Annotated in this window: 24 protein-coding genes; 15 read left to right on the top strand and 9 right to left on the bottom strand. The window is 63.5% G+C overall.

Going from position 1 to position 21,843, the window contains the following annotated elements; genetic code table 11:
* Positions 1 to 46: 46 nt before the first annotated feature.
* The 5 genes from HWE17_RS13660 to HWE17_RS13680 are packed head-to-tail and all read left to right on the top strand — an operon-like array spanning position 47 to position 4,903.
* Positions 47 to 1,246, top strand: a complete 1,200-nt coding sequence (locus tag HWE17_RS13660; RefSeq protein WP_176389111.1) for a homoserine O-acetyltransferase — start codon at positions 47 to 49, stop codon at positions 1,244 to 1,246.
* A complete protein-coding gene (metW, locus tag HWE17_RS13665) occupies positions 1,243 to 1,854 on the top strand; it encodes a methionine biosynthesis protein MetW (protein WP_034749410.1) in 612 nt (203 codons plus the stop codon). The genes HWE17_RS13660 and metW overlap by 4 nt, the downstream gene beginning before the upstream one ends.
* The gene (locus tag HWE17_RS13670; protein WP_176389112.1) at positions 1,854 to 3,113 is read left to right on the top strand and encodes an AmpG family muropeptide MFS transporter; all 1,260 of its coding nucleotides are present in this window, start codon (positions 1,854 to 1,856) and stop codon (positions 3,111 to 3,113) included. Before metW ends, HWE17_RS13670 begins: the two co-directional genes overlap by 1 nt.
* Entirely contained in the window at positions 3,094 to 3,996 is a 903-nt protein-coding gene (locus HWE17_RS13675; protein WP_176389113.1) for a M48 family metallopeptidase, read from the top strand. The genes HWE17_RS13670 and HWE17_RS13675 overlap by 20 nt, the downstream gene beginning before the upstream one ends.
* A gap of 1 nt (position 3,997) precedes the next feature.
* Positions 3,998 to 4,903 (top strand): RluA family pseudouridine synthase, encoded by a 906-nt coding sequence (locus HWE17_RS13680; RefSeq protein ID WP_255206238.1) that lies wholly within the window; start codon positions 3,998 to 4,000, stop codon positions 4,901 to 4,903.
* Here HWE17_RS13680 and HWE17_RS13685 read toward each other — a convergent pair.
* Complete coding sequence (locus HWE17_RS13685) at positions 4,900 to 5,676, bottom strand: exodeoxyribonuclease III (protein WP_176389114.1); 777 nt, start codon at positions 5,674 to 5,676, stop codon at positions 4,900 to 4,902. The two genes, HWE17_RS13680 and HWE17_RS13685, sit on opposite strands and share 4 nt — an antisense overlap.
* A 108-nt stretch (positions 5,677 to 5,784) precedes the next feature.
* Here HWE17_RS13685 and pyrE point away from each other — a divergent pair, with 108 nt between their 5' ends.
* The gene (gene pyrE / locus HWE17_RS13690) at positions 5,785 to 6,447 is read left to right on the top strand and encodes an orotate phosphoribosyltransferase (protein ID WP_035824465.1); all 663 of its coding nucleotides are present in this window, start codon (positions 5,785 to 5,787) and stop codon (positions 6,445 to 6,447) included.
* Here pyrE and HWE17_RS13695 read toward each other — a convergent pair.
* Both HWE17_RS13695 and HWE17_RS13700 read right to left on the bottom strand, forming a co-directional pair.
* Positions 6,444 to 6,788, bottom strand: a complete 345-nt coding sequence (locus HWE17_RS13695; protein ID WP_369681734.1) for a GNAT family N-acetyltransferase — start codon at positions 6,786 to 6,788, stop codon at positions 6,444 to 6,446. The genes pyrE and HWE17_RS13695 overlap by 4 nt on opposite strands.
* Positions 6,686 to 7,429, bottom strand: a complete 744-nt coding sequence (locus HWE17_RS13700) for a sulfite exporter TauE/SafE family protein (protein ID WP_176389116.1) — start codon at positions 7,427 to 7,429, stop codon at positions 6,686 to 6,688. Before HWE17_RS13700 ends, HWE17_RS13695 begins: the two co-directional genes overlap by 103 nt.
* Positions 7,430 to 7,553: 124 nt before the next feature.
* Here HWE17_RS13700 and HWE17_RS13705 point away from each other — a divergent pair, with 124 nt between their 5' ends.
* The 5 genes from HWE17_RS13705 to HWE17_RS13725 all read left to right on the top strand — a co-directional run bounded on the left by HWE17_RS13705 (position 7,554) and on the right by HWE17_RS13725 (position 10,484).
* Positions 7,554 to 8,447 (top strand): LysR substrate-binding domain-containing protein, encoded by an 894-nt coding sequence (locus HWE17_RS13705; protein ID WP_034749390.1) that lies wholly within the window; start codon positions 7,554 to 7,556, stop codon positions 8,445 to 8,447.
* A 21-nt stretch (positions 8,448 to 8,468) separates the two neighbouring features.
* Positions 8,469 to 9,338, top strand: a complete 870-nt coding sequence (locus HWE17_RS13710) for an alpha/beta fold hydrolase (RefSeq protein WP_176389117.1) — start codon at positions 8,469 to 8,471, stop codon at positions 9,336 to 9,338.
* A gap of 95 nt (positions 9,339 to 9,433) precedes the next feature.
* A complete protein-coding gene (locus HWE17_RS13715; protein ID WP_035824477.1) occupies positions 9,434 to 9,625 on the top strand; it encodes a YqaE/Pmp3 family membrane protein in 192 nt (63 codons plus the stop codon).
* 65 nt (positions 9,626 to 9,690) lie between these two features.
* Entirely contained in the window at positions 9,691 to 10,155 is a 465-nt protein-coding gene (locus HWE17_RS13720) for a carboxypeptidase-like regulatory domain-containing protein (protein ID WP_176389118.1), read from the top strand.
* Positions 10,155 to 10,484 (top strand): hypothetical protein, encoded by a 330-nt coding sequence (locus tag HWE17_RS13725; protein ID WP_255206239.1) that lies wholly within the window; start codon positions 10,155 to 10,157, stop codon positions 10,482 to 10,484. Before HWE17_RS13720 ends, HWE17_RS13725 begins: the two co-directional genes overlap by 1 nt.
* 6 nt (positions 10,485 to 10,490) lie before the next feature.
* On the opposite strand, the gene HWE17_RS13730 is transcribed toward HWE17_RS13725, so the two are convergent.
* The 6 genes from HWE17_RS13730 to gatC form a co-directional block, all read right to left on the bottom strand.
* Positions 10,491 to 11,528 carry an oxidoreductase gene (locus HWE17_RS13730; RefSeq protein ID WP_176389119.1) on the bottom strand — a complete coding sequence of 346 codons (1,038 nt, stop codon included), beginning with the start codon at positions 11,526 to 11,528 and terminating at the stop codon, positions 10,491 to 10,493.
* 97 nt (positions 11,529 to 11,625) lie between these two features.
* Positions 11,626 to 12,873 (bottom strand): M56 family metallopeptidase, encoded by a 1,248-nt coding sequence (locus HWE17_RS13735; protein ID WP_176389120.1) that lies wholly within the window; start codon positions 12,871 to 12,873, stop codon positions 11,626 to 11,628.
* The gene (locus tag HWE17_RS13740) at positions 12,870 to 13,253 is read right to left on the bottom strand and encodes a BlaI/MecI/CopY family transcriptional regulator (protein ID WP_176389121.1); all 384 of its coding nucleotides are present in this window, start codon (positions 13,251 to 13,253) and stop codon (positions 12,870 to 12,872) included. Before HWE17_RS13740 ends, HWE17_RS13735 begins: the two co-directional genes overlap by 4 nt.
* 192 nt (positions 13,254 to 13,445) lie before the next feature.
* Entirely contained in the window at positions 13,446 to 14,921 is a 1,476-nt protein-coding gene (gatB, locus tag HWE17_RS13745) for an Asp-tRNA(Asn)/Glu-tRNA(Gln) amidotransferase subunit GatB (protein WP_369681736.1), read from the bottom strand.
* Between the two features lie 38 nt (positions 14,922 to 14,959).
* A complete protein-coding gene (gene gatA, locus HWE17_RS28670) occupies positions 14,960 to 16,444 on the bottom strand; it encodes an Asp-tRNA(Asn)/Glu-tRNA(Gln) amidotransferase subunit GatA (protein ID WP_369681735.1) in 1,485 nt (494 codons plus the stop codon).
* Positions 16,445 to 16,496: 52 nt separating this feature from the next.
* A complete protein-coding gene (gene gatC, locus HWE17_RS13750; protein WP_034784699.1) occupies positions 16,497 to 16,799 on the bottom strand; it encodes an Asp-tRNA(Asn)/Glu-tRNA(Gln) amidotransferase subunit GatC in 303 nt (100 codons plus the stop codon).
* A gap of 351 nt (positions 16,800 to 17,150) precedes the next feature.
* Between gatC and HWE17_RS13755 the strand changes: the two genes are divergently transcribed.
* The 4 genes from HWE17_RS13755 to mrdA all read left to right on the top strand — a co-directional run bounded on the left by HWE17_RS13755 (position 17,151) and on the right by mrdA (position 21,838).
* Complete coding sequence (locus HWE17_RS13755) at positions 17,151 to 18,194, top strand: rod shape-determining protein (protein WP_010393186.1); 1,044 nt, start codon at positions 17,151 to 17,153, stop codon at positions 18,192 to 18,194.
* A gap of 108 nt (positions 18,195 to 18,302) precedes the next feature.
* Positions 18,303 to 19,346, top strand: coding sequence for a rod shape-determining protein MreC (mreC, locus tag HWE17_RS13760; RefSeq protein WP_176389123.1), 1,044 nt, complete (start codon positions 18,303 to 18,305; stop codon positions 19,344 to 19,346).
* Positions 19,343 to 19,855 carry a rod shape-determining protein MreD gene (gene mreD / locus HWE17_RS13765; RefSeq protein WP_035824494.1) on the top strand — a complete coding sequence of 171 codons (513 nt, stop codon included), beginning with the start codon at positions 19,343 to 19,345 and terminating at the stop codon, positions 19,853 to 19,855. Before mreC ends, mreD begins: the two co-directional genes overlap by 4 nt.
* 12 nt (positions 19,856 to 19,867) lie before the next feature.
* Positions 19,868 to 21,838, top strand: a complete 1,971-nt coding sequence (mrdA, locus tag HWE17_RS13770) for a penicillin-binding protein 2 (RefSeq protein ID WP_035824496.1) — start codon at positions 19,868 to 19,870, stop codon at positions 21,836 to 21,838.
* Positions 21,839 to 21,843: the final 5 nt, after the last annotated feature.

The raw sequence follows: 21,843 nt of genomic DNA on the forward strand, positions 1-21,843 counted from the left end.
TCGACCATGGCCCGTGGGGCCGCCCCCCTTTTATAAACCGACACACATGTCATCCATTGGAATCGTTTCGCCGCAAACCATGTATTTTGCGCAACCCTTGCAGCTGCAAAGCGGCGCATCGCTGCAAGACTATATGTTGATGTATGAAACCTACGGCACCCTGAACGCCGACAAATCGAACGCGGTGCTGGTCTGCCACGCCCTGAACGCCTCGCACCACGTGGCCGGCGTCTACGCGGATGAACCGAAAAGCACGGGCTGGTGGGACAATATGGTCGGTCCCGGCAAGCCGCTCGACACGGATAAATTCTTCGTCATCGGCGTCAACAACCTCGGTTCCTGCTTCGGTTCGACGGGCCCCATGCACACCAATCCCGCCACCGGCAAGCCGTATGGCGCCGCTTTCCCCGTCGTCACGGTGGAAGACTGGGTCAGCGCGCAGGCGCGCCTGGCCGATGAACTGGGCATCACCCAGTTCGCCGCCGTGATGGGGGGGTCTTTGGGCGGCATGCAGGCGCTGGCGTGGAGCATCATGTTCCCCGAGCGTTTGCGCCACTGCGTGGTGATCGCCTCGACGGCCAAGCTGTCGGCGCAAAACATCGCCTTCAACGACGTGGCGCGCCAGGCCATCCTGTCCGACCCCGATTACCATGGCGGCGACTTCTATGCGCACGGCGTGGTGCCGAAGAATGGCTTGCGCGTGGCGCGCATGGTGGGCCACATCACGTATCTGTCGAATGACGACATGGCCGAAAAATTCGGCCGCAAGCTGCGCGACGCGGCGCAGACGGGCGACTACAAATTCGGTTTCGGCATCGACTTCGAGATCGAATCGTATTTGCGCTACCAGGGCGACAAGTTCTCCGAATACTTCGACGCGAACACCTACCTGCTCATTACCAAGGCGCTCGACTACTTCGATCCGGCGCGCGCGCATGGCGGCGACCTGGCCAAGGCCCTGTCGGGCACCAAGGCCAAGTTCTTCCTCGCCTCGTTTTCCACCGACTGGCGTTTTTCGCCCGAGCGCAGCCGCGAAATCGTCGAGGCGCTCGTCTGCAACCGCCGCCAGGTCACGTATGCGGAAATCGACGCGCCGCACGGCCACGACGCCTTCCTTCTGGAAGACGCGCGCTACATGAACATGGTGCGCGCCTATTATGGCCAGGTATGGAACGACATCGGCGCGGGCTTGCCCGCTCCCGCACAGCACACCGCCGTCCGCCAGGGCGCCAAGGAGACCGCATGACTTTTGACGAATTGAGCGCGCTGCGCCCCGACCTGGCCTTCATCGCCCACTGGGTGCCGAACAACGCGCACGTGCTGGATGTGGGCTGCGGCGAAGGCGTGATGCTGCAATATCTGCAAAGCGACAAGGAGTGCAGCGGCTATGGCATCGAGATTGCCGACGACAAGGTGCTGGCCAGCACCCGCCGTGGCGTGAACGTGATCCAGCAGGACATGGAAAAGGGTTTGTCGATTTTTGGCGACAACAGTTTTGATACGGTGCTGTGCCTGTCGTCCCTGCAGATGATGAAGCAGGTCGAGCCGCTGCTGCGCGACATCGTGCGCGTGGGCGCCGAAGCCATCGTCTCGTTCCCCAATTTCGCCTACTGGCCGCACCGCGTGGCGCTGCTGAAAGGGCGCATGCCCGTGTCGAAATCGCTGCCCTACCAGTGGTACGACACGCCGAACGTGCGCTGCGCAACCATCAACGACTTCCGCGAACTGGCCGAGGAATGCGGCCTGGAAGTGATCGAATGCGTGGCCCTGGCCGAAGGCAAGATGGTCTCCGTGCTGCCGAATCTGCGCGGCGACCTGGCCGTCTTCCGCCTGCGTAAAAAAGCGGTGCATTGATGAGCAAAAGCCCGGCGCCAGGATGGCGTTCCCATGCCAATGGCCGCATGCTGGCCGTGCTGGTGCTGGGCTTCAGTTCCGGCCTGCCCCTGTTCATCCTGCTGTATCTGCTGCAGGCATGGCTGGCCAAGTCGGGCCTGAACGTCAAGGCGCTGGGGCTGTTCGCCCTGGTGCAGTTCCCCTACATCTGGAAATTCCTGTGGGCGCCCCTGATGGACCGCTACCGCATCCTGGGACTGGGACGGCGGCGCGGCTGGATGGCGCTCACGCAAGTGGCGCTGTTCTTTGCCATCGGCGGCATGGGCATGCTGGACCCGCTCACGCAGATCGGCCTGATCGCGGCCGCTGCCGGCGGCGTGGCCTTCCTGTCGGCCAGCCAGGACATCGTCATCGACGCCTACCGGCGCGAAATCCTTTCCGACAATGAGCAGGGCCTGGGCGCGGCCGTCATCGTCAACGCGTATAAAGTGGCGGGCATGGTGCCGGGCGCGCTGTCGCTGATCCTGGCCGACCGCATGCCGTGGCAGCCCGTCTTCTGGATCACGGCCGCCTTCATGCTGCCGGGGTTTGTCTGCACCCTGCTGATCAAGGAACCCACCGTGTACGGCTCGCCGCCGAAGACCATGCGCGAAGCGATCATTCTGCCGTTCCAGGAATTCATCGCGCGCGATGGTTGGCGTAACGCAATGTGGATCCTCGCCTTCGTATTACTCTACAAAATCGGCGACAGCATGGCCACGGCGCTGGCGACGAAGTTTTACCTTGACCTGGGTTTTAGCATGACGCAGATCGGCCTGGCCGCCAATACCACGGGTTTCTGGGCCAGCCTGGCCGGTGGCGTGGTGGGCGGTGTGTGGATGCTCAAGCTGGGCATCAACCGGGGCTTGTGGGTGTTTGGCGCATTGCAGGCGATCGCGATTCTGGGCTTCGCCTGGCTGGCGCAGGTGGGGCCGAACACCATGCTATTGAGCGCCGTGATCGGTTTTGAAGCTTTCGCCAGCCTGGGCCTGGGCGCGGCCGCCTTTGTCGCGTTCCTGTCGCGCAGCACGGACCCGCGCTACACTGCCACGCAATATGCCTTGTTTTCCAGCCTGAGCGCCGTGCCGCGCACCCTGATCAACGCCTCGGTGGGTTTCCTCGTCGCCGAGCTGGGCTGGTTCTCGTTTTTCATCGTGTGCTTCTTCCTGGCCTTCCCGGCCATGATGATGCTGCCTAAAATCGCTCCATGGAGGTCTGCCAATGGCACCAATATCCCTTAAACGTTACACCGTCCTGGCCAGCCTGTGCGCGGCCACCGCACTGGCGCCCCTGTCCGTCCACGCACAGCAGGCGACGGTACAGGATGGCATCAAGGTGCGTCCCTTGTCGACTACGCGCATCTTTGCCGGCGGCGCCGATTTCAATGCGGAATCGAAGCAGCAATATACGCAGCTGGTCAACGAAGCGAAGCAAAAAAATGCGCTGGTTCCCGACAGCGATCCGCAAGTAAAACGCCTGCGTGCCATCGCCCAGCGCATCATCCCGTTCGCCACGCGCTGGAACGAGGCGGCGGCCAGCTGGAACTGGCAGGTCAACCTGCTCAACTCGGACGAGGTCAATGCCTTTTGCATGCCGGGCGGGCAGATCGCTTTTTACAGCGGCATCATCACCAAACTGAACCTGACCGACGATGAAGTCGCCGTCGTCATGGGCCATGAAATTTCGCACGCCCTGCGCGAACACTCGCAGGCGCAGGCTGGCAAGGGCAACCTGGCCGCCGTCGGCTCGAAGCTGGTGGGTGCGGGCCTGTCGGCCTGGCTCGGCGTCGACCCGAACCTGACCAGCACCGCCACGAACATGGCGGCCAAGGGCGTGATGCTGAAGTTCTCGCGCGACGATGAACGCGAAGCGGACCTGATCGGCATGGACCTGGCCGCGCGCGCCGGTTTCGATCCGCGCGCCGGCGTGGTGCTGTGGCAGAAGATGGCGGCCGTGAGCGCGGGTGCACCGCCGGAATTCCTCTCGACCCACCCGTCGGGCAAGGACCGCATTTCGCAGATGAACAGCCACATGGCGCAAGTGTTGCCCCTGTACGCGCGCAGCAAGGGCGTCAGCGTGGACGCTTTGCCGCCGTATCGCAGCAACGCCATCGCGCAGCGCTAGGATGTCCAGCCGCCACACCGCCGCACCCTTGCCCATGCGCGACGGCGTGGCGCCCAGCTACCTGTGGCTGCCGGACGGGCAGTGGCCCGATATGCTGTCGTTTCTGCTCGAGCGCTATCCGCAGATCAGCGCGGCGCAATGGCGGGACCGCATGGCGCGCGGTGAGGTGCTCAATGGCGACGGCGCCGTGCTGGCGCCCGATAGCGCGTACCGGCGCGGCATGCGCATTTTTTACTACCGCGAGCTGGAACGGGAAACACCGATCCCCTTCCAGGAAGCTATCCTGTTCCAGGATGAACACCTGGTGGTGGTCGACAAGCCGCACTTTCTACCCATGACGCCGGCCGGTCGCTTCGTGCAGGAGACCTTGCTGACGCGGCTGAAGAAAAACCTGGATTGCGCCGAGCTGACGCCGATCCACCGCCTCGACCGCGAGACGGCCGGCGTGGTGATTTTTTCGCGCCAGGTGACCAGCCGTGGCGCCTACCAGTCGCTGTTCCAGCGCCGCGAAGTGCGCAAGACGTACGAGGCGCTGGCGCCCGTGCTGGCGGGGCGCGATTTCCCATTCACCTACCGCAGCCGCATGGTCGAGGGCGAGCAGTTTTTCCTCATGCGCGAGGAAGCGGGCGAGCCGAATTCGGAAACCATCATCGAGGTGATCGAAGAGCGCGGCGACGTCAACCTGTACCGGCTGCAGCCGCACACGGGCCGCAAGCACCAGCTGCGCGTGCACCTGGCGTCGCTGGGCATCCCCATCGTCAACGATGCGTTTTACCCGGTGGCCCTGCCGTGCAAGGAAGACGACATGTCGCAGCCCTTGCAGCTGCTGGCGCGGGCCATCGAGTTCACGGATCCGTTGAGCGGCGAGCCGCGCCGTTTTGAAAGCCGGCGCAGCCTAGAAGCTTAACCCTTGATCGTGTAATCGATGATCAAGGGCGCATGGTCGGAAAAACGCTCGTCCTTGTAGACGCTGACCGTGTGCGCCTGGGCTGCGATGCCGGGTGTGGCGACGTGGTAATCGATGCGCCAGCCCACGTTTTTCGCATAGGCTTGTCCGCGGTTGCTCCACCACGTGTACTGGTCTTCGCGCTTGTCCAGGCCGCGGTGCACGTCGACGAAGCCCACTTCGTCGAAGACGCGCGTCAGCCAGGCCCGTTCCTCTGGCAGGAAGCCGGAATTCTTCTTGTTGCCCTTCCAGTTCTTCAGGTCGATTTCATGGTGGGCGATGTTCCAGTCGCCGCAGATGACCACTTCGCGGCCCAGCGCCTTCAATGCCAGCAAATGCGGCAGGAACAGCTCCATGAAGCGGAACTTGGCTTCCTGGCGCTCGGGGCCGGACGAGCCGGACGGGCAATACACGGAAATGACGGACAGCTTGCCAAAATCGCAGCGCACGTAGCGGCCTTCGGCATCGAATTCAGGGCTGCCGAAACCGATATGCACGGCGTCCGGTTCGACCTTGCTGTACACGCCCGTGCCGGAGTAACCCTTTTTCTCGGCATAGTGGAAATGGCCATGGTAGCCGTGCGGGTTGAGGAATTCCGGCGTCATGTCGGGCAGTTGCGCCTTCAATTCCTGCACGCAGATGAAATCGGCCGTCTGCGTGCCCATCCAGTTGAAAAAGCCTTTTTTGGCGGCGGAACGGATACCGTTCAGGTTGGCGGAGATAATTTTTGGCATAGGCTGAGAGTGAAAGGGCGTTGTACGGGGCCGGCGGGCGCGGCATGGCGATTGTCTCGCCGGTGCGCGCGGATTAAAATACAGGCACTTTTAAAAAATGAGGCTAATGTGAATAATTTACGCCAGCAGTTTATCGCGTTTTCAGTATCCAAGGGAGTCTTGCGGTTCGGCGAGTTCACCACCAAGGCCGGGCGCCAGTCGCCGTACTTCTTCAATGCGGGCCTGTTCCACGACGGCGCCACCCTGGCCGAGCTGGCGCAGTTCTACGCGCAGACCCTGCTCGACTCGGGCGTGGAGTTCGACATGCTGTTCGGTCCCGCCTACAAGGGAATCACCCTGGCGTCGGCCACCGCCGTGGCGCTGGCCGGCAAGGGCCGCAACACTTCGTTTGCCTTCAACCGCAAGGAAGCCAAGGACCACGGCGAAGGCGGCACCATCGTCGGCGCCAAGCTGCATGGCAAAGTCGTCATCATTGACGATGTGATCTCGGCCGGCACGTCGGTGCGCGAATCGGTGGACATGATCCGCGCCGCCGGCGCCGAGCCATGCGCCGTGCTGATCGCCCTGGACCGCATGGAGCGTTCCGGCCCGGACGGCCAGCTGTCGCCAAGTTCGGCCGTGCAGGAAGTGTCGAAACAGTACGGCATCCCCGTCATCTCGATCGGTAACCTGGATGACTTGTTCGGCTACCTGAATGGCGCGGGCGCCGATCCGGAATTGCTCAAGCATAAAGAGGCTGTTTCCGCCTACCGCACCCGCTACGGTATTTAAGTCGTCCTCTCCAGCAGCGCCCGCAGCCGCGGGTCGCTGCAGGCGGCAGCAGCTTGCGGGTGGCGTTGCAACAGCCGCCGCAGCAGCGCGCCACCGATGCCGCGCCGCCGGAATGGCGGCTTCACGAACAGCATGTTTACCGTCACTTCATCGGCGCGTTTGCTGATGTCGAGCATGGCCACCTGCTGGCCGTCGATCCACGCGCATAGTGCGCCGTCCCCTTGCCAGTCTATCCGCATCACGCCAGCCATGGTTTCAACGCCGCGTGCAAGCCCAGGGCAAACAGGCCGATAAAAAAGCACCGCTTGAATACTGGCTGCGCGATGCGCCTGCGCAGCCATTGACCGGCCAGCATGCCGGCCAGCGCTGGCAGCAGCTCATAGGCGGAAGCGCCGGCCGCGCCGAGGCTGAAGTCGCCGTGCAGGGCCAGGCTGGCCGCCAGCGCCACGGTCGACGCCGTAAACGCCAGGCCCAGCGCCTGCACCAGCGCATCGCGCGCCAGCCCCAGTCCCTGCAGATACGGCACGGCGGGGATGACGAACACGCCCGTGGCGGCCGTCACCAGTCCCGTCACCGCGCCCGCCAGAGGCCCCAGCCACGTTTCGCGCCGCGCCGGCACGCGCAGCTGCAGCGAGAATAATCCCGCCAGCGCATACAGCATCAGCGCCACGCCCAGCGCGACGACGGCCCAGGCGCCGCTGCCCTTCGGCAGCAGGGCGCCGCCCGCCAGGGTGCCTGCCATGATGGCGGCCAGCATGGGCCACAACCGTCGCAGCAGCGCCTGCAGGCCGGGGCCGGCCGCCAGCTGCCACACGTTCGTCACCATCGATGGCACGATCAGCAGGGCGGCCGCCTGCACGGGCGGCATGACGAGGCTGAGCGTGCCCATGGCCACCGTCGGCAAGCCTAGTCCGACTACGCCCTTGACGAAGCCAGCGACGAGGAAGCTGGCGCCGACGGCCAGCAGGAATGACGTCTCCATCTTTTCTATCCAGAGTGAACTGCGTGGATTTTGCGCTTGTCAGGGACTTTCGCCAAGGCGGATTATTTTGAGTCAGCCTTAGTAAAATACGAAGGCTGATAAGATGGCGAAAAGGAGAGCCGCCATGCGCTTTGATCTGGTCGATTTGCAGCTGTTTGTCAACGTGGTGGAGGCGGGCAGCCTGACGGCGGGCGCCGCGCGCAGCCATCTCGCATTGGCGTCGAGCAGCGCGCGCGTGCGCGGCATGGAAGAGATGCTGGGTATGCCCCTGCTGCTGCGCGGCCGGCGCGGCGTGGAACCGACGCCAGTGGGCCAGACCTTGCTGCATCACGCGCGCCTGGTGCTGCTGCAAATGGAGAAAATGCGCGGCGAACTCGGTGAATTTGCGCGCGGCTTGAAAGGGCAGTTGCGGCTGCTGTGCAATACGGCCGCGCTCAGCGAATTTTTGCCCGAAGCGCTAGGCGCTTTTCTCGACCGTCATCCGAACCTGACCATCGACCTGGAAGAGCGCCTCAGTTACGATATCGTCAAGGCCGTCTCGGAAGGACTGGCCGACATGGGCATCGTGTCCGATTCGGTCGACATGCGCGGCTTGCAGACGTTTTTGTTCCGCCCCGACCGGCTGGTGGTGATCGCCGCGGCCGACGGCGTGCATCACCGTGCCCTGGGCCAGGATGGCGTCGTCGACTTTGCCAGCGTGCTGGATCACGATTTCATCGGCCTGGCCGACGACAGCGCGATGCAGCAGTACCTGGGCATGCATGCGGCGCGCCTGGGGCGTCCGTTGAAGGTGCGCGTGCGCCTGCGCAGTTTCGATGCAGTCTGCCGCATGGTGGCCAGCGGCGTGGGCATCAGCGTGGTGCCGCTGGCGGCTGCCAGCCGCTGCCAGCAGACGATGGCGCTGCGCTGCCTGGAATTATCCGATCCCTGGTCGGTACGCAATCTGACGATCTGCGTGCGCCAGTTCAGTGAATTACCCCTGTATGCGCGCCAGTTGATCGATCATCTGAAGGCGTGACAGGGCATGACAGGAGCAGCGATGCGTTTTTCAGAAGACAAGATGGCCAGCCTGCGGTGCAGCGACCAGGTCGAGCGGCCGATCCACATCTGGCAGCCAGCAGCGCCACCACGTGCCGTGATCCTGGCGATCCACGGCGGCATGGCGCATGCGGGCGACTACGTCACGCCGGCGCTGGCCTTCCGCCAGCACGGCATCGCCACCGTCAGCTTCGACATGGTGGGCCACGATGGCCAGCGCAAGGTCGATATCCCTTCGTTCGATGCCTTCCTCGACGACGAGGAGTTGTTCCTCGCGTGGGTCAAGGCCACGTATCCAGGCGTGCCTATCTTCGTCATGGGCCACTCGATGGGCGGCCTGATCGCCACGCACCTGGGCTTGCGGCGCTTTGCGGGCGACCCGGCGCTCAAAGGCTTCATCATCTCGTCGCCGTATTATGTGAATGCGATTCCCGTGCCGAAGGTGTTGCAGATGCTGTCCGGATGGCTGGCGCAGCGTTTCCCCACGATGAAGGTACCGCTGGGGAACCTGACCATGCTGCTGACGCACGATCAGACCATCACCGCGCGCCATTTCCAGGATGAGCGTGACGGCATCCGCGCCAGTGCCGCATCGGTGCGCTTTGCCCATGCCTTGACGTCGGCGCAAAAGGAGCTGGCGGGCGGCTTGTCCGGCTGGCGCTTCCCCCTGTTCGCCGTGGTGGCCGGCGACGACAAGCTGGCCGACAGCCGCGCCACGGAAAGCATGCTGCGCAGCGTGCCCGATGGCCTGCTCGACTATCACTACTATCCAGCCAATTATCACGAGAATTTCAATGAAGTAAACCGCGACGTGATCTTTGCCGCCATCCTGGCGTGGATGGAGAAACTCCTGGCACCCGTAGCGCCGTGAGGCGCCAGTATCGTTATAATCGGATTCACTGAATTGATCGCCGGCGCATGCCGGCCCGGTCCCCGCGGCACAGGGGAATACTCAAGGAATGAACGATGCGCTTGCTGATTGCCCTGATACTCCCGTGGCTGACCTTTTTCACCATCGGCCGTCCGATCGCCGGCATCATTTGCCTGATCCTGCAAATCACCCTGATCGGCTGGCTGCCGGCGGCGATCTGGGCCGTGTATTCGCTGAGCCAGTACAAGACGGACCAGAAGATCGCCGAGGCCATGCGCCGGCGCTGATGCGGGGCTAAGTCTTGTTTAAGCTGCGCTTCCTATCTTGATTCAACCGACATGAGGAGAGTGAGATGGCACCAGACAGACGCGGTACCCTGACCCTGGCGGCGGCAATGCTGGCCGCCGGGCTGTTGCTGGGAAGTGCGGCGCAGGCGCAAAGCGACAGCGCACTGCCGCCCGTGCAGAAAAGCGGGGCGGTGGAATACCTGAGTGGCGGCATCGGCCTCGATGAATCGACGGCCATCAAGAGCGCCAGCCGGCACTGGCCCTTGAGCCTCGTGTTTTCCGTGCAGGCGGCGGGCAAGGCGGAATTTGCCTCCGACGTGAAGCTGACCATACGCGACGCCAAGGGCGCGCCAGTGCTGGAAACGACGGCCAGCGGACCGTTCCTGCTGGCGAAACTGGCGCCGGGCAGCTACAGCCTGCATGCCACCCTGGCCGGCAAGACGCTGGAGCGCAAGGTGCAGGTCAAGGCGGGCAGTTCCGCGCGGGTGGAGCTGGTCTGGCCGGCGGGAACGAATCAAGGTAAATCCTGATGGCTGGCGACGGCAAGGCACCTGAACTGGGCTTGTCGGCGCGGGGCTTGTCGGCACATATCCTGCCCACGTCGGCGACGATGGTCGGGGTGTGCATGACGGTGCTGTCGATCGGACACCTGGCGCCGCGCGGCGAGGTGCGCGTAGCCATCGACAAGCTGCTCGCTATCGATGCCATCGTATTTCTCGTCAGCGCCGTGCTCTCGTTCATGTCGCTGCGCCCCGGCCAGTCGCGCTTGCGCTACGAATGGTGGGGCGAGCTGCTGTTCATTTGCGGTCTGGCCCTGCTGGCGCTGGGCGCCGTGGTGCTGGCCTTCGTCATCAATTGAACCCGATCAGCTGACCGCGAGCACGCGCCCTTCGGCGGCGCTTTGCAGTGCCAGTTCGATCAGGCGTATCGTTGCCGCCGCATCTTCGGCTGCCACGGGCACCGCTGCGCCATGGCGGATGGCGTCGGCCATGCCCTGGTAAAAGTCCTGGTAGCGGCCCGCCTGCATCTCCAGGTGCTCGAACTGGCCGTCCGGCTGCGCGCCCAAATGCAGCGCACCGCGCACGGGGTCCATGCCCCAGCCAGGCTGTCCCGGCCTGCCGCCCGCCTTCAGGGCGTCTTCCTGCGGGTCGAGGCCAAACTTCACGAAACTGCCCTTGTCGCCATGCACGGCGAAGCGCGCCGTCGGCGCTTTTACAAGGCAGCCCGCTTGCAGCACCACGCGCAACCGGTCGTAGTACAACACAATGTGCATGTAGTCGACGGCTTGCGCGCCATCGCGCTGCAGGGCGATATCGGCGTACAGCTTTTCCGGCATGCCGAACAGCTGCATGGCCTGGTCCAGCATGTGCGGACCCAGGTCGTACAGCAAGCCGCCGCCGGGTGCGCCGGACTCGCGCCAGCGCTGGCGGATCTCGGGGCGGAAACGGTCGAAGTGCGATTCGACGCTGGCGATGCGCCCGAGGGTACCCTGTGCCAGCAGCGCTTTCAGGGTCAGGAAATCGCCATCCCAGCGGCGGTTGTGATACACGCTGAGCACCAGCTTGCGCTCTTTCGCCAGCGCGATCAGGCTCAGTGCCTCGGCACTGGAAATGGTGAAGGGCTTGTCGACCACCACGTGCTTGCCCGCTTGCAGGGCCGCTTGCGCCAGGCTGAAATGCGCTTCATTGGGCGCGGCGATGACGACCAGTTCGATCGATGGATCGGCAAACAGCTGCGCGGGCTGCGCATACACGGTGGCGTGCGGCCAATCCTTGTGCACGAGCTCCGGCTTGCTGGAGGCGACGGCCGTCAGTTCCAGGGCATCGATGGCGGACAGCACGGGAGCGTGGAAGGTGGAGCCGGCAAAGCCGTAGCCGACCAGGCCGGTTTTGATCTTGTTCATGGCGTGTTCACAGGTGCGTGGAAGAATCCATGATCATACCCGCAAGCGGGCGGCGGCAGCGCTGTTGCGATGTTGCTGCGCTGCCGCCGCCCCGACATTACTTCAGACTCCAGACGTATTGCACCTTCACGCTGGCGCTGACAGGCTTGCCGCCGGCGAGGGCCGGCTTGAACGTGCACTTGGCGATGCCGGTGCGCGCCGCTTCGTCGAGGGCCGGATGGCCGCTGCTTTTGACGACGCTCGAATTCATTACCTTGCCGGCGGCATCGACGTCGAAGGACATGTTGACCGTGCCCTCCTCCTTCGCCTGCAGTGATGCGGCTGGCCAGGCCGGTTTGCCACACACGCCAAAGTCGATGACGGGGCGGCGTTCCAGCACGGGCGCGCTGTCGGCGGCGACGGCCTGGCCGTAGATGCCGAGGCAGGCGCCGGCCAGGGCCAGCAGCGGCACGGCCGCCTTCCAGTTCAGGTTGTGTGGTGCGGGGCGCAGCAATCGTTTGATACGTGACATAAGATCTCCTCCGTTGGCCGCCTGGGCCAGGTGGTGGGTTGAGAACTGGAGACGTTCCAGTTCCGAGAGTGCAAGAGCCAGACGCCGCGGTTCGCCCAGTTGTCTTGCTGCGAAATCATCTGCAATGTGTTCGCGTTCGAGGCGCACGCCGCGTGAAATCCACCAGACGGCAGGGTGGAAGAACAGCAGCGCCTCGATGGCGTTTTGCAGCAGGTTGATCAGATAATCGTGGCGCCGGATGTGCGCCAGTTCGTGCGCCAGCAGCGCGTCGAGCAGGTGCGGCGGCATGCCGGTCAACAGTGCGGCGGGCACCAGCACCATGGGGCGCCAGATGCCGGCCGTGAGCGGGCTGGTGATGTTGTCGAGCACGCGCAGCCGCACGGGCCGCGTCACGCCCGCATCGTGCGCCATGTGCGACAGCCTTGCTTGCAGTGGTCCATGCGTGGCGCCCGTGTTCCTGGCGCTGCGTTCTATCCACAGCATGCCCAGCGCCATGCGCACGGCCAGCACGGCGGCGCACAAAGCCCACACGCCGACGACGGCGCGCAGCAGCAGATCCAGGTCGGGCAGGCTGTCGGGTGCCAGCAGGGCGGCCGGCAGCAAGGCGCTGGAGTACAGGGCGCCCGTGGCGTCGCCGCCGGCCAGGCGCAGATACAGGCCCGCCGCCGGCCATGCCAGGCAGGCCAGCAGGGCACCGCAACCGACGGCGTAGCGCGCTTCCGGACGCGCATTGCGCAGGGCCGCCCACGCCAGCGCCGTGGCGCAGCCGATCAGCAAGCCTTGCCACAGGAAGTGCAGCAGGGTCCAGCCCAGCGCTGGCACGAAGCCGCTCATGACTGATCGTCCTTGAGCATTTTTTCGATTTCTTCGCGTTCGGCGCGCGACACGCCCGTGCGCAGCGCCGCCAGCACCAGCGCCTTGGCCGAACCGGCAAAGGCCTTCTGCATCAATTCCTTGAGCAGGTTCGTCTGCAAGCTGTCCTGTGCCTGCGCCGGCGCATACACGTGCGAGCGCTGGCTTTCGTCGCGGATCAGCAAGCCCTTGCTGTGCATGATCTGCATCAGGCGCAGCACGGTGCCGTACGTGATGGCTGGCTTGGCCAGTGCCATCGCCTCGTGCACCTGCTTGGCCGTGGCGGCGCCCAGCGGCCACAGTGCCTGCAGCAGATCGAGTTCGGCTGCCGTCGGTTTCGGGATGTCGTGCGTCTTGGCCATGCGGTTTTCCTCTTGCCTGAAATTCAATATGGCTAGAGTAAACCGTGTAGACAAAAATGTATACTTTAATTTTAATAGGCCTTCAAACGCCTTTCAGTGCGCAGGAAAAGTCTAGACAAGGCTGTTTATACGCGATCTGTGCAGGCGAAAAAAAAGACGCCGCAGCGTCTTTTTTTTGGGGGCGGTGAAAAATTACCCCGCCAGCTTGGCCTTCAGCAACTCTGTCAGCTGGGCCGGGTTGGCCTTGCCTTTGGACGCTTTCATGGCCTGGCCGATCAGCGCGTTGATGGCCGCTTCCTTGCCGGCGCGGTACTGCTCCACCGACTTGGCGTTCGCCGCCAGCACTTCATCGACGATGGCTTCCAGGGCGCCAGAGTCCGAGATCTGCTTGAGACCCTTGGCGTCGATGATGGTGTCGACCAGGTTCTCGTCGCTGGACTTCGCTTCCCACATGCCGGCGAAGACTTCCTTTGCCGCCTTGTTCGAGATGGTGCCGTCGGCGATGCGCTTGAGCATGGCGGCCAGCTGCGCGGCGGAGACGGGGGCGTCGTCCAGGTCCACGCCTTCGCGGTTCAGGGTCGACGATACGTCGCCCATCAGCCAGTTGGCGGCGGCCTTGGCGTTTTCCTTGCCGGCCTTGTCGACGACGGCGACGAAATAGGTGGCCATGGCTTTCGATTGCGTGAGCACCAGCGCATCGTAGTCCGGCAGCGCGTATTCGCTGATGAAACGGGCGCGCATGGCGGCCGGCAGTTCCGGCATCGATGCCTTGACCGTGTCGATCCACGCTTGCGAGATGACCAGCGGCGGCAGGTCAGGGTCCGGGAAGTAGCGGTAATCCTGCGCGTCTTCCTTGCTGCGCATTTCGCGCGTTTCCTTGCGGTCCGGATCGTACAAACGCGTCGCCTGCACGACCTTGCCGCCGTCTTCGATCAGTTCGATCTGGCGGCGCACTTCGACGTGCACGGCTTCTTCGATGAAACGGAAGGAGTTCAGGTTCTTGATTTCGCAGCGGGTGCCGAATTCCTTCTGGCCGACGGGGCGCACGGAGACGTTGACGTCGCAGCGGAACGAACCTTCCTGCATGTTGCCGTCGCAAACGCCCAGCCACATGACCAGCGAGTGCAGGGCCTTGGCGTAGGCCACGGCTTCGGCTGCGCTGCGGATTTCCGGTTCCGAGACAATTTCCAGCAGCGGCGTGCCGGCGCGGTTCAAGTCGATGCCGCTCATGCCGGCATAGTCTTCGTGCAAGGACTTGCCGGCGTCTTCTTCCAGGTGGGCGCGCGTCAGGTTGACCGTCTTGGTGACGAATTCGCCATCCTTTTCGTAGCCGAAGGTCAGGGCGCCGCCGATGACGACGGGGTCTTCGAACTGGCTGATCTGGTAACCCTTGGGTGAATCAGGGTAAAAATAGTTTTTGCGCGCGAAGACCGAGTGCGGCGCGACGGTGGCGCCCACGGCCAAACCAAAACGGATTGCGCGGTCGACGGCTTGCTTGTTCATCACCGGCAGCACGCCTGGCAGCGCCAGGTCGACCGGGCTCGCTTGCGTGTTGGCGTCGGCGCCGTACTTGATCGGCGAACCGCTGAAAATTTTGGATTCGGTCGTGAGCTGCACGTGGTTCTCAAGACCGATGACGACTTCCCATTGCATAGTGTTCTCGCTTATTTTTTGGTGGCGCCGCCTGGGCGGCGCGTCTGTTCTTATTAAATACCGGCAGGGCTGCGCGTATGCCAGTCCGTCACTTGCTGGAACTGGTGGGCCACGTTCAGCAGCCTGGCTTCGCCAAAGTAATTGCCGATGATTTGCAGGCCGACGGGGCGCTTGCTGTTTTTCTCGCCTTCGCCAAAGCCGCAAGGGATCGACATGCCGGGCAGGCCGGCCAGGCTGGTCGACAGGGTGTAGATGTCGGCCAGGTAGTTCGCCACCGGGTCGTCCGTCTTGTCGCCCAGGTCCCAGGCGACGGTCGGCGCGACCGGTCCCATGATGACGTCGCAGACGGCGTTCGGGCCATTCAGGACGGCGTCGAAATCCTGCGCGATCAGGCGGCGGATCTTTTGCGCTTTCAAGTAGTAGGCGTCGTAGTAGCCGTGGCACAGCACATAGGTGCCGACCATGATGCGGCGCTGCACTTCCGGACCGAAACCCTGCGCGCGCGACTTCTTGTACATGTCCTGCAAGTCCTTGTACTCGGTGGCGCGGTGGCCGTAGCGCACGCCGTCGTAGCGCGACAGGTTCGACGACGCTTCGGCCGGGGCGATCATGTAGTAGGCGGGAATCGACAGGGCCGTGTTTGGCAGCGAGATGTCGACCAGGGTGGCGCCCAGCTTTTCATACTGCGCCAGCGCGCCGCGCACGGCCGCTTCCACGTCCTTGGCCAGGCCCTCGCCGAAGTATTCGCGCGGCACGCCGATGCGCAGGCCCGTGAGGGGTTGTCCCAGCTCGCGCGAAAAATCTTCCGCCACGCCGCCCTGTTCCGGCGACAGGCTGGTCGAGTCGCGCTCATCGAAGCCGGCCATGGCCGTGAGCAGCAGGGCGCAGTCTTCGGCCGAGCGGGCCATCGGGCCGCCCTGGTCCAGCGACGAGGCAAAGGCGATCATGCCGAAGCGCGAGACGCGGCCATACGTCGGCTTGATGCCGGTGATGCCGCAAAAAGCGGCAGGCTGGCGGATCGAGCCGCCCGTGTCGGTGCCGGTGGCCGCTGGCGTCAGGCCAGCCGCCACGGCGGCGGCCGAGCCGCCGGACGAGCCGCCTGGCACGGCGTTTTTGTCCCACGGATTTTGCACGGCGCCGAAGGCCGAGTTCTCGTTGCCGGAACCCATGGCGAATTCATCGCAGTTAACTTTACCCAGGGTGACCATGCCGGCCGCCTGGAATTTCTCCACCACGGTGGCGTCAAACGGGCTGGCGTAGTCGGCCAGCATTTTCGAGCCGGCCGTCGTGCGCCAGCCTTTCGTGACGAACAAGTCCTTGTGCGCGATCGGCACGCCCGTCAATGGCGTGGCCGTGCCGGCGGCGATGCGCGCATCCGCTTCGGCAGCTTGCGCCAGGGTCAGGGCACGGTCGACGTGCAAGAAGGCGTTCGAGTTGTCCGCTGCGATGCGGTCGAGGAAATGCGTCGCCAGCGCAACGGCGGAAATTTCCTTGTTCTGCAAGAGCGTGGACAGCTGTTTGATGGATTTTGTATGCATGGCGTTTCTATTTTGATATTCGACGGGAAGGCAACAGCATGGAGCGGCGCAGTTACTCGATCACTTTTGGCACGAGATACAGGCCATCCTGTACCTTCGGCGCCACGGCCTGGTAGGCGTCGCGGCGGTTTTGTTCCGTGGCGATGTCTTCGCGCAGGCGCAGGGCGATATTGTCCATGTGCGCGGCCAGTGGGTGGCTCAGGGGCGCCACGCCATCGGTATTGACGGCTTGCATTTGTTCCGCGAGTGCAAAAATCTTGTTCAATTGGGCCAAAGACGTGACGGCCTGGTCGTCGGCCATTTCAAGTTGGGCCAGGTGGGCGATGCGTTTTACGTCGGAGAGTGTCAGGGACATGGCGAATGGCGCGGAGTGCCGCGCATTAGTATTAAGTTGGCGTTTTGATAAAACGCGGGTATTTACTGCTATTTTGCTCACAAAAATCGAGGAATGCCGCGTAACTCGCGGCTGCAAGAGTCGCACTTTTCCATGGTTTTTGAGCAAATCGCATTCAAATTATAAGGTAGAATGGCGGGTTAATGCGTTGCCGGCGCTGATGGACCGCTGCCGCAGCATAGAAAAGATTGCGCAAGCGCCAAGCGAAACCCGAAAAAATCGCCTCCACGGATTTTCAGGGTGCCTGAAAGCGCCCGCTTTGAAACTCCCCATAAACAGCTTTTGCGCAGCTCGATGCGCTACAGGACACTCATGTTTGGTTTTTTACGCAGGTATATCTCCACCGATCTGGCCATTGACTTGGGCACGGCCAACACCCTTATTTATGTACGCGGCCTCGGTATCGTCCTGGACGAGCCATCCGTCGTCGCCATCCGCCAGGAAGGCGGTCCGAATGGCAAGAAGACCATTCAGGCAGTCGGCAAGGAAGCCAAGCAGATGCTGGGCAAAGTGCCGGGCAATATTGAAGCGATTCGTCCGATGAAAGATGGCGTGATCGCCGACTTCACCGTCACCGAGCAAATGCTCAAGCAATTCATCCGCATGGTGCACGACTCGAAATTCTTCCGTCCATCGCCGCGCATCATCATTTGCGTGCCGTGCGGTTCGACCCAGGTCGAACGCCGCGCGATCCGCGAATCGGCCCTGGGCGCCGGCGCCTCGCAGGTGTACCTGATCGAAGAACCGATGGCAGCGGCCATCGGCGCGGGCTTGCCCGTGTCCGAAGCGACCGGCTCGATGGTGGTCGACATCGGCGGCGGCACCACCGAAGTGGGCATCATTTCGCTGGGCGGCATGGTCTACAAGGGTTCCGTGCGCGTCGGCGGCGACAAATTCGATGAAGCCATCGTCAACTACATCCGCCGCAACTACGGCATGCTGATCGGCGAACAGACGGCTGAAGCCATCAAGAAGGCCATCGGTTCGGCTTTCCCTGGCTCGGAAGTGAAGGAAATGGAAGTCAAGGGCCGCAATCTGTCCGAAGGCATCCCGCGTTCGTTCACCATCTCCAGCAACGAGATCCTCGAAGCGCTGACCGACCCGTTGAACAACATCGTCTCGGCCGTGAAGAACGCGCTGGAACAGACGCCGCCGGAACTGGGTGCCGACATCGCCGAAAAAGGCATGATGTTGACGGGCGGCGGCGCACTGTTGCGCGACCTGGACCGCCTGCTGATGGAGGAAACCGGCCTGCCGGTGCTGGTGGCCGAGGATCCGCTCACCTGCGTGGTGCGCGGTTCCGGGATGGCACTGGAACGTATGGACAAGCTCGGCTCGATCTTCTCCTACGAATAATCTGACAGAAGGGCCGGAAACCAATCCGGCCTTTTTTTGGTTTTGGCGCCGGCGTCTGACCGGGGCCTGCACGTTGGCGCACTGCGCCTGGCCTGATCATTGGAAGTCATGGAATACAGTCCTCCGCCACTTTTCAAACAAGGCGCCTCCGCCCGCGTCAAGATGATGGTGTTCGCCGGCATTTCTATCGCCCTGCTGCTGGTCGATTCGCGCATGCACGCGCTGACGGCCGTGCGCCAGGCAGTCGGCACCGTGCTGTATCCGGTGCAGATGGCGGCGCTGGTGCCGCGCGACGTGGCGCTTGGCGTCGGCAATTACTTTTCTTCGCTGTCCGCCCTGGAAAAACAGGTGCGCGACCTGAAACACGAACAGATCGCCTCGGCGCAGATCCTGCAGCAGGCGCAGCTCAACATCGTTGAAAACAACCACTTGCGCAAATTGATGGAAGCGCGCGAGCGCGTGCCCGTCAAGACCATGATGGCTGAAGTGCTGTACGACACGCGCGATTCGGCCACGCGCAAGATCGTGCTCGATCGCGGTATCCAGCATGGCGTGGAACTGGGCCGCCCCGTGATCGACAACCTCGGTGTGGTGGGGCAGGTCACGCGCGTGTTCCCGTTCACCTCCGAAGTGACGCTCTTGACGGATGAAGAGCAGGCCATTCCCGTGCAGCTGCTGCGCAATGGCGTGCGCAGCGTGGCCATCGGGCGCGGCAAGTCCGGCACCATGGAGCTGCGCTTCACGGCCCCCAGCGCCGACATCCAGATCGGCGACATCGTCATTACCTCGGGCCTCGACGGCCTGTATCCTGCCGGCCTGGCCGTGGCGCGCGTGACCCTGGTCGAGCGCAATGCACATGGCCCGTTCGGCCGCGTCGTGTGCCAGCCGCTGGCCGGCATCGAACGCAACACCCAGCTGCTCATCCTGATGACGTCGCCCGAGATTCCACCGCGTCCGCCCGCTGAAGATATCAAGACGGGCCGCAAGATCGCCGGCAAGATGGCGCCGATCAAGGATCCGGCCAAGGATGCCGCCGCTGCGGTGCCTGCCGCCAAGCCGCCTGCCGCCAACGCGGCTGCGCCCGCGCCCGCAAAACCTGCGACGCCAGCGCCCGCACCCGCCGCCGTGCCACCGAAGGAAGCGACACGATGAACCGCCCGCATTACATCCTGCTGCCGGTCAGCCCCCTGTTCATCGGGTTTTCCCTGCTGTGCGCTTTTTTGCTGAATCTGCTGCCGTGGGGGCAGTTCGTCGGCGTGCCTGATTTCGTCGCGCTGGTGCTGGTCTTCTGGGGCATCCACCAGCCGCGCAAGGTCGGCATCGGCGTGGCGTTCTTCATGGGCCTCATGATGGACGTGCACGACTCGACCCTGCTGGGCGAGAATGCGCTGGCCTATACCTTGCTGTCGTACTTCGCCATCATGATGCACCGCCGCGTGCTGTGGTTCCCCATCCTGACGCAGGCGCTGCACGTGCTGCCACTGCTGCTGCTGACGCAGGCGCTGCAATTGCTGACGCGGCTGATCGTCTCGGGTCGCTTCCCCGGCTGGCTCAATTTCATCGAGAGCTTCGTCGCCGTGGCCCTATGGCCTTTTGTGACGTGGATCTTGCTGGCGCCGCAGCGCCGCGCCGTGGACCGCGACCATAACCGGCCGATCTGACGAGCGCCTGCCATGACTGAACTCAAGAACACCGAGCGCGAACTGCATTTTTTCCGCATGCGCCTGACCATCCTGGGCGCGCTCGTCTTCGTCTGCTTTTCGCTGCTGCTGGCGCGCTTCATCTGGCTGCAGGTGATCAAGCACGAAGACTATGCGACCAAGGCCGAGGACAATCGCATCGCCGTGGTGCCCATCGTGCCCACGCGCGGCCTGATCCTCGACCGCAACGGCGTGGTCCTGGCGCGCAATTACTCGGCCTATACGCTGGAAATCACGCCATCGAAACTGAGCGCCAGCCTCGATTCCGTGATCGACGAGCTGTCGACCCTGGTGCAGATCGACATCAAGGACCGCCGCCGTTTCAAGAAGCTGCTGGAAGAATCGAAGAACTTCGTCAGCGTGCCGCTGCGCACGCGATTGACGGACGAGGAAGTGGCGCGCTTCACGGCGCAGCGTTTCCGCTTCCCCGGCGTCGAGGTACAGGCGCGCTTGTTCCGCCAGTATCCGATGGGCGAGGTGGCCTCGCACGTGGTGGGCTTCATCGGCCGCATCAACCGCAACGAAGCCAAGGCGCTGGAAGAGGGCGAGGACGCGGCCAACTACAACGGCACCGACCATATCGGCAAGGAAGGCCTGGAAAAAAGCTACGAGAAGCAGCTGCATGGCACCACCGGCTACGAAGAAGTGGAAGTGTCGGCCGGCGGGCGCGCCATGCGCACCCTGTCGCGCACGGCGGCCACCCCTGGCAATAACCTGATCCTGTCGATTGACATCGAACTGCAAAAAGTGGTCGAGGAAGCGTTCGGCGAATGGCGCGGCGCGGCCGTGGCCATCGATCCGGCCACGGGCGACATTCTCGCCTACGTCTCCAAGCCAGGCTACGACCCCAACCTGTTCGTCGACGGCATCGACCAGCAAAGCTGGAACGAACTCAATACCTCGCTGGACCGGCCGATGGTCAACCGGCCCCTGTCCGGCACCTACGCGCCCGGCTCGACCTTCAAGCCCTTCATGGCGCTGGCCGCACTCGAATTGGGCAAGCGCACGCCGAGCCAGTCGATTTCCGACCCCGGTTTCTTCATCCTCGGCGGCCATACCTTCCGCGACGACAAGGTGGGCGGTCACGGCACGGTGGACATGCACAAGTCCATCGTCGTCTCGTGCAACACCTATTACTATCAGCTGGGCCGCGACATGGGCATCGACGCCATCCACGACTTCATGAAGCCGTTCGGCTTCGGCCAGCTGACGGGCATCGACCTGAATAACGAAAAGACGGGCGTGCTGCCGTCGACGGAATGGAAGCGCAACCGCTTCAAGACGCCGCAGCAGAAAAAATGGGTGGGCGGCGACACGATTTCGGTGAGTAACGGCTCCGGCTACAACTCGTATACGCCGCTGCAGATCGCCCACGCGACGGCCAACCTGGCCAACAACGGCGTGGTGATGAAGCCGCATCTGGTGAAAATCATCGAAGACGCGGCCACGCGCGCGCGCACCCTGACGGTACCCAAGGAAAGCTACCGCATTCCGCTCAAGCAGGAAAACATCGACACCATCAAGCGCGCCATGGTCGGCGTGACCAGCGAGCAGGGTGGCACGGCCGCGCGCATCTTCACCGGCGTGCAGTACACGGTGGGCGGCAAGACGGGGACGGCGCAGGTGGTGGGCATCAAGAAAAACGAGAAGTACAATGCCAAGCTGCTGGCCGAGCGCCTGCGCGACAACGCCTTGTTTACGGCCTTCGCGCCGGCCGACAAGCCGCGCATCGCGATTGCCATCGTGGTGGAAAACGCGGGCTTCGGCGCCGGCGTGGCCGCCCCGATCGCGCGCAAGGCGCTCGACTACTACCTGCTGGGCAAGCGTCCGAGCGACAAGGAAAAAGACACCACCAAGGTGCCCAAGGAAGATGTCGACGAAGTGCGCACCCTGGAAGAAATCACTGACGAGCAGGCCGCCCCGGCGACTCCTGCCAGGCAATAAGGAAG

The organism is Janthinobacterium sp. BJB401 (genome assembly GCF_013372745.1).
Classification (GTDB): domain Bacteria; phylum Pseudomonadota; class Gammaproteobacteria; order Burkholderiales; family Burkholderiaceae_D; genus Janthinobacterium; species Janthinobacterium rivuli.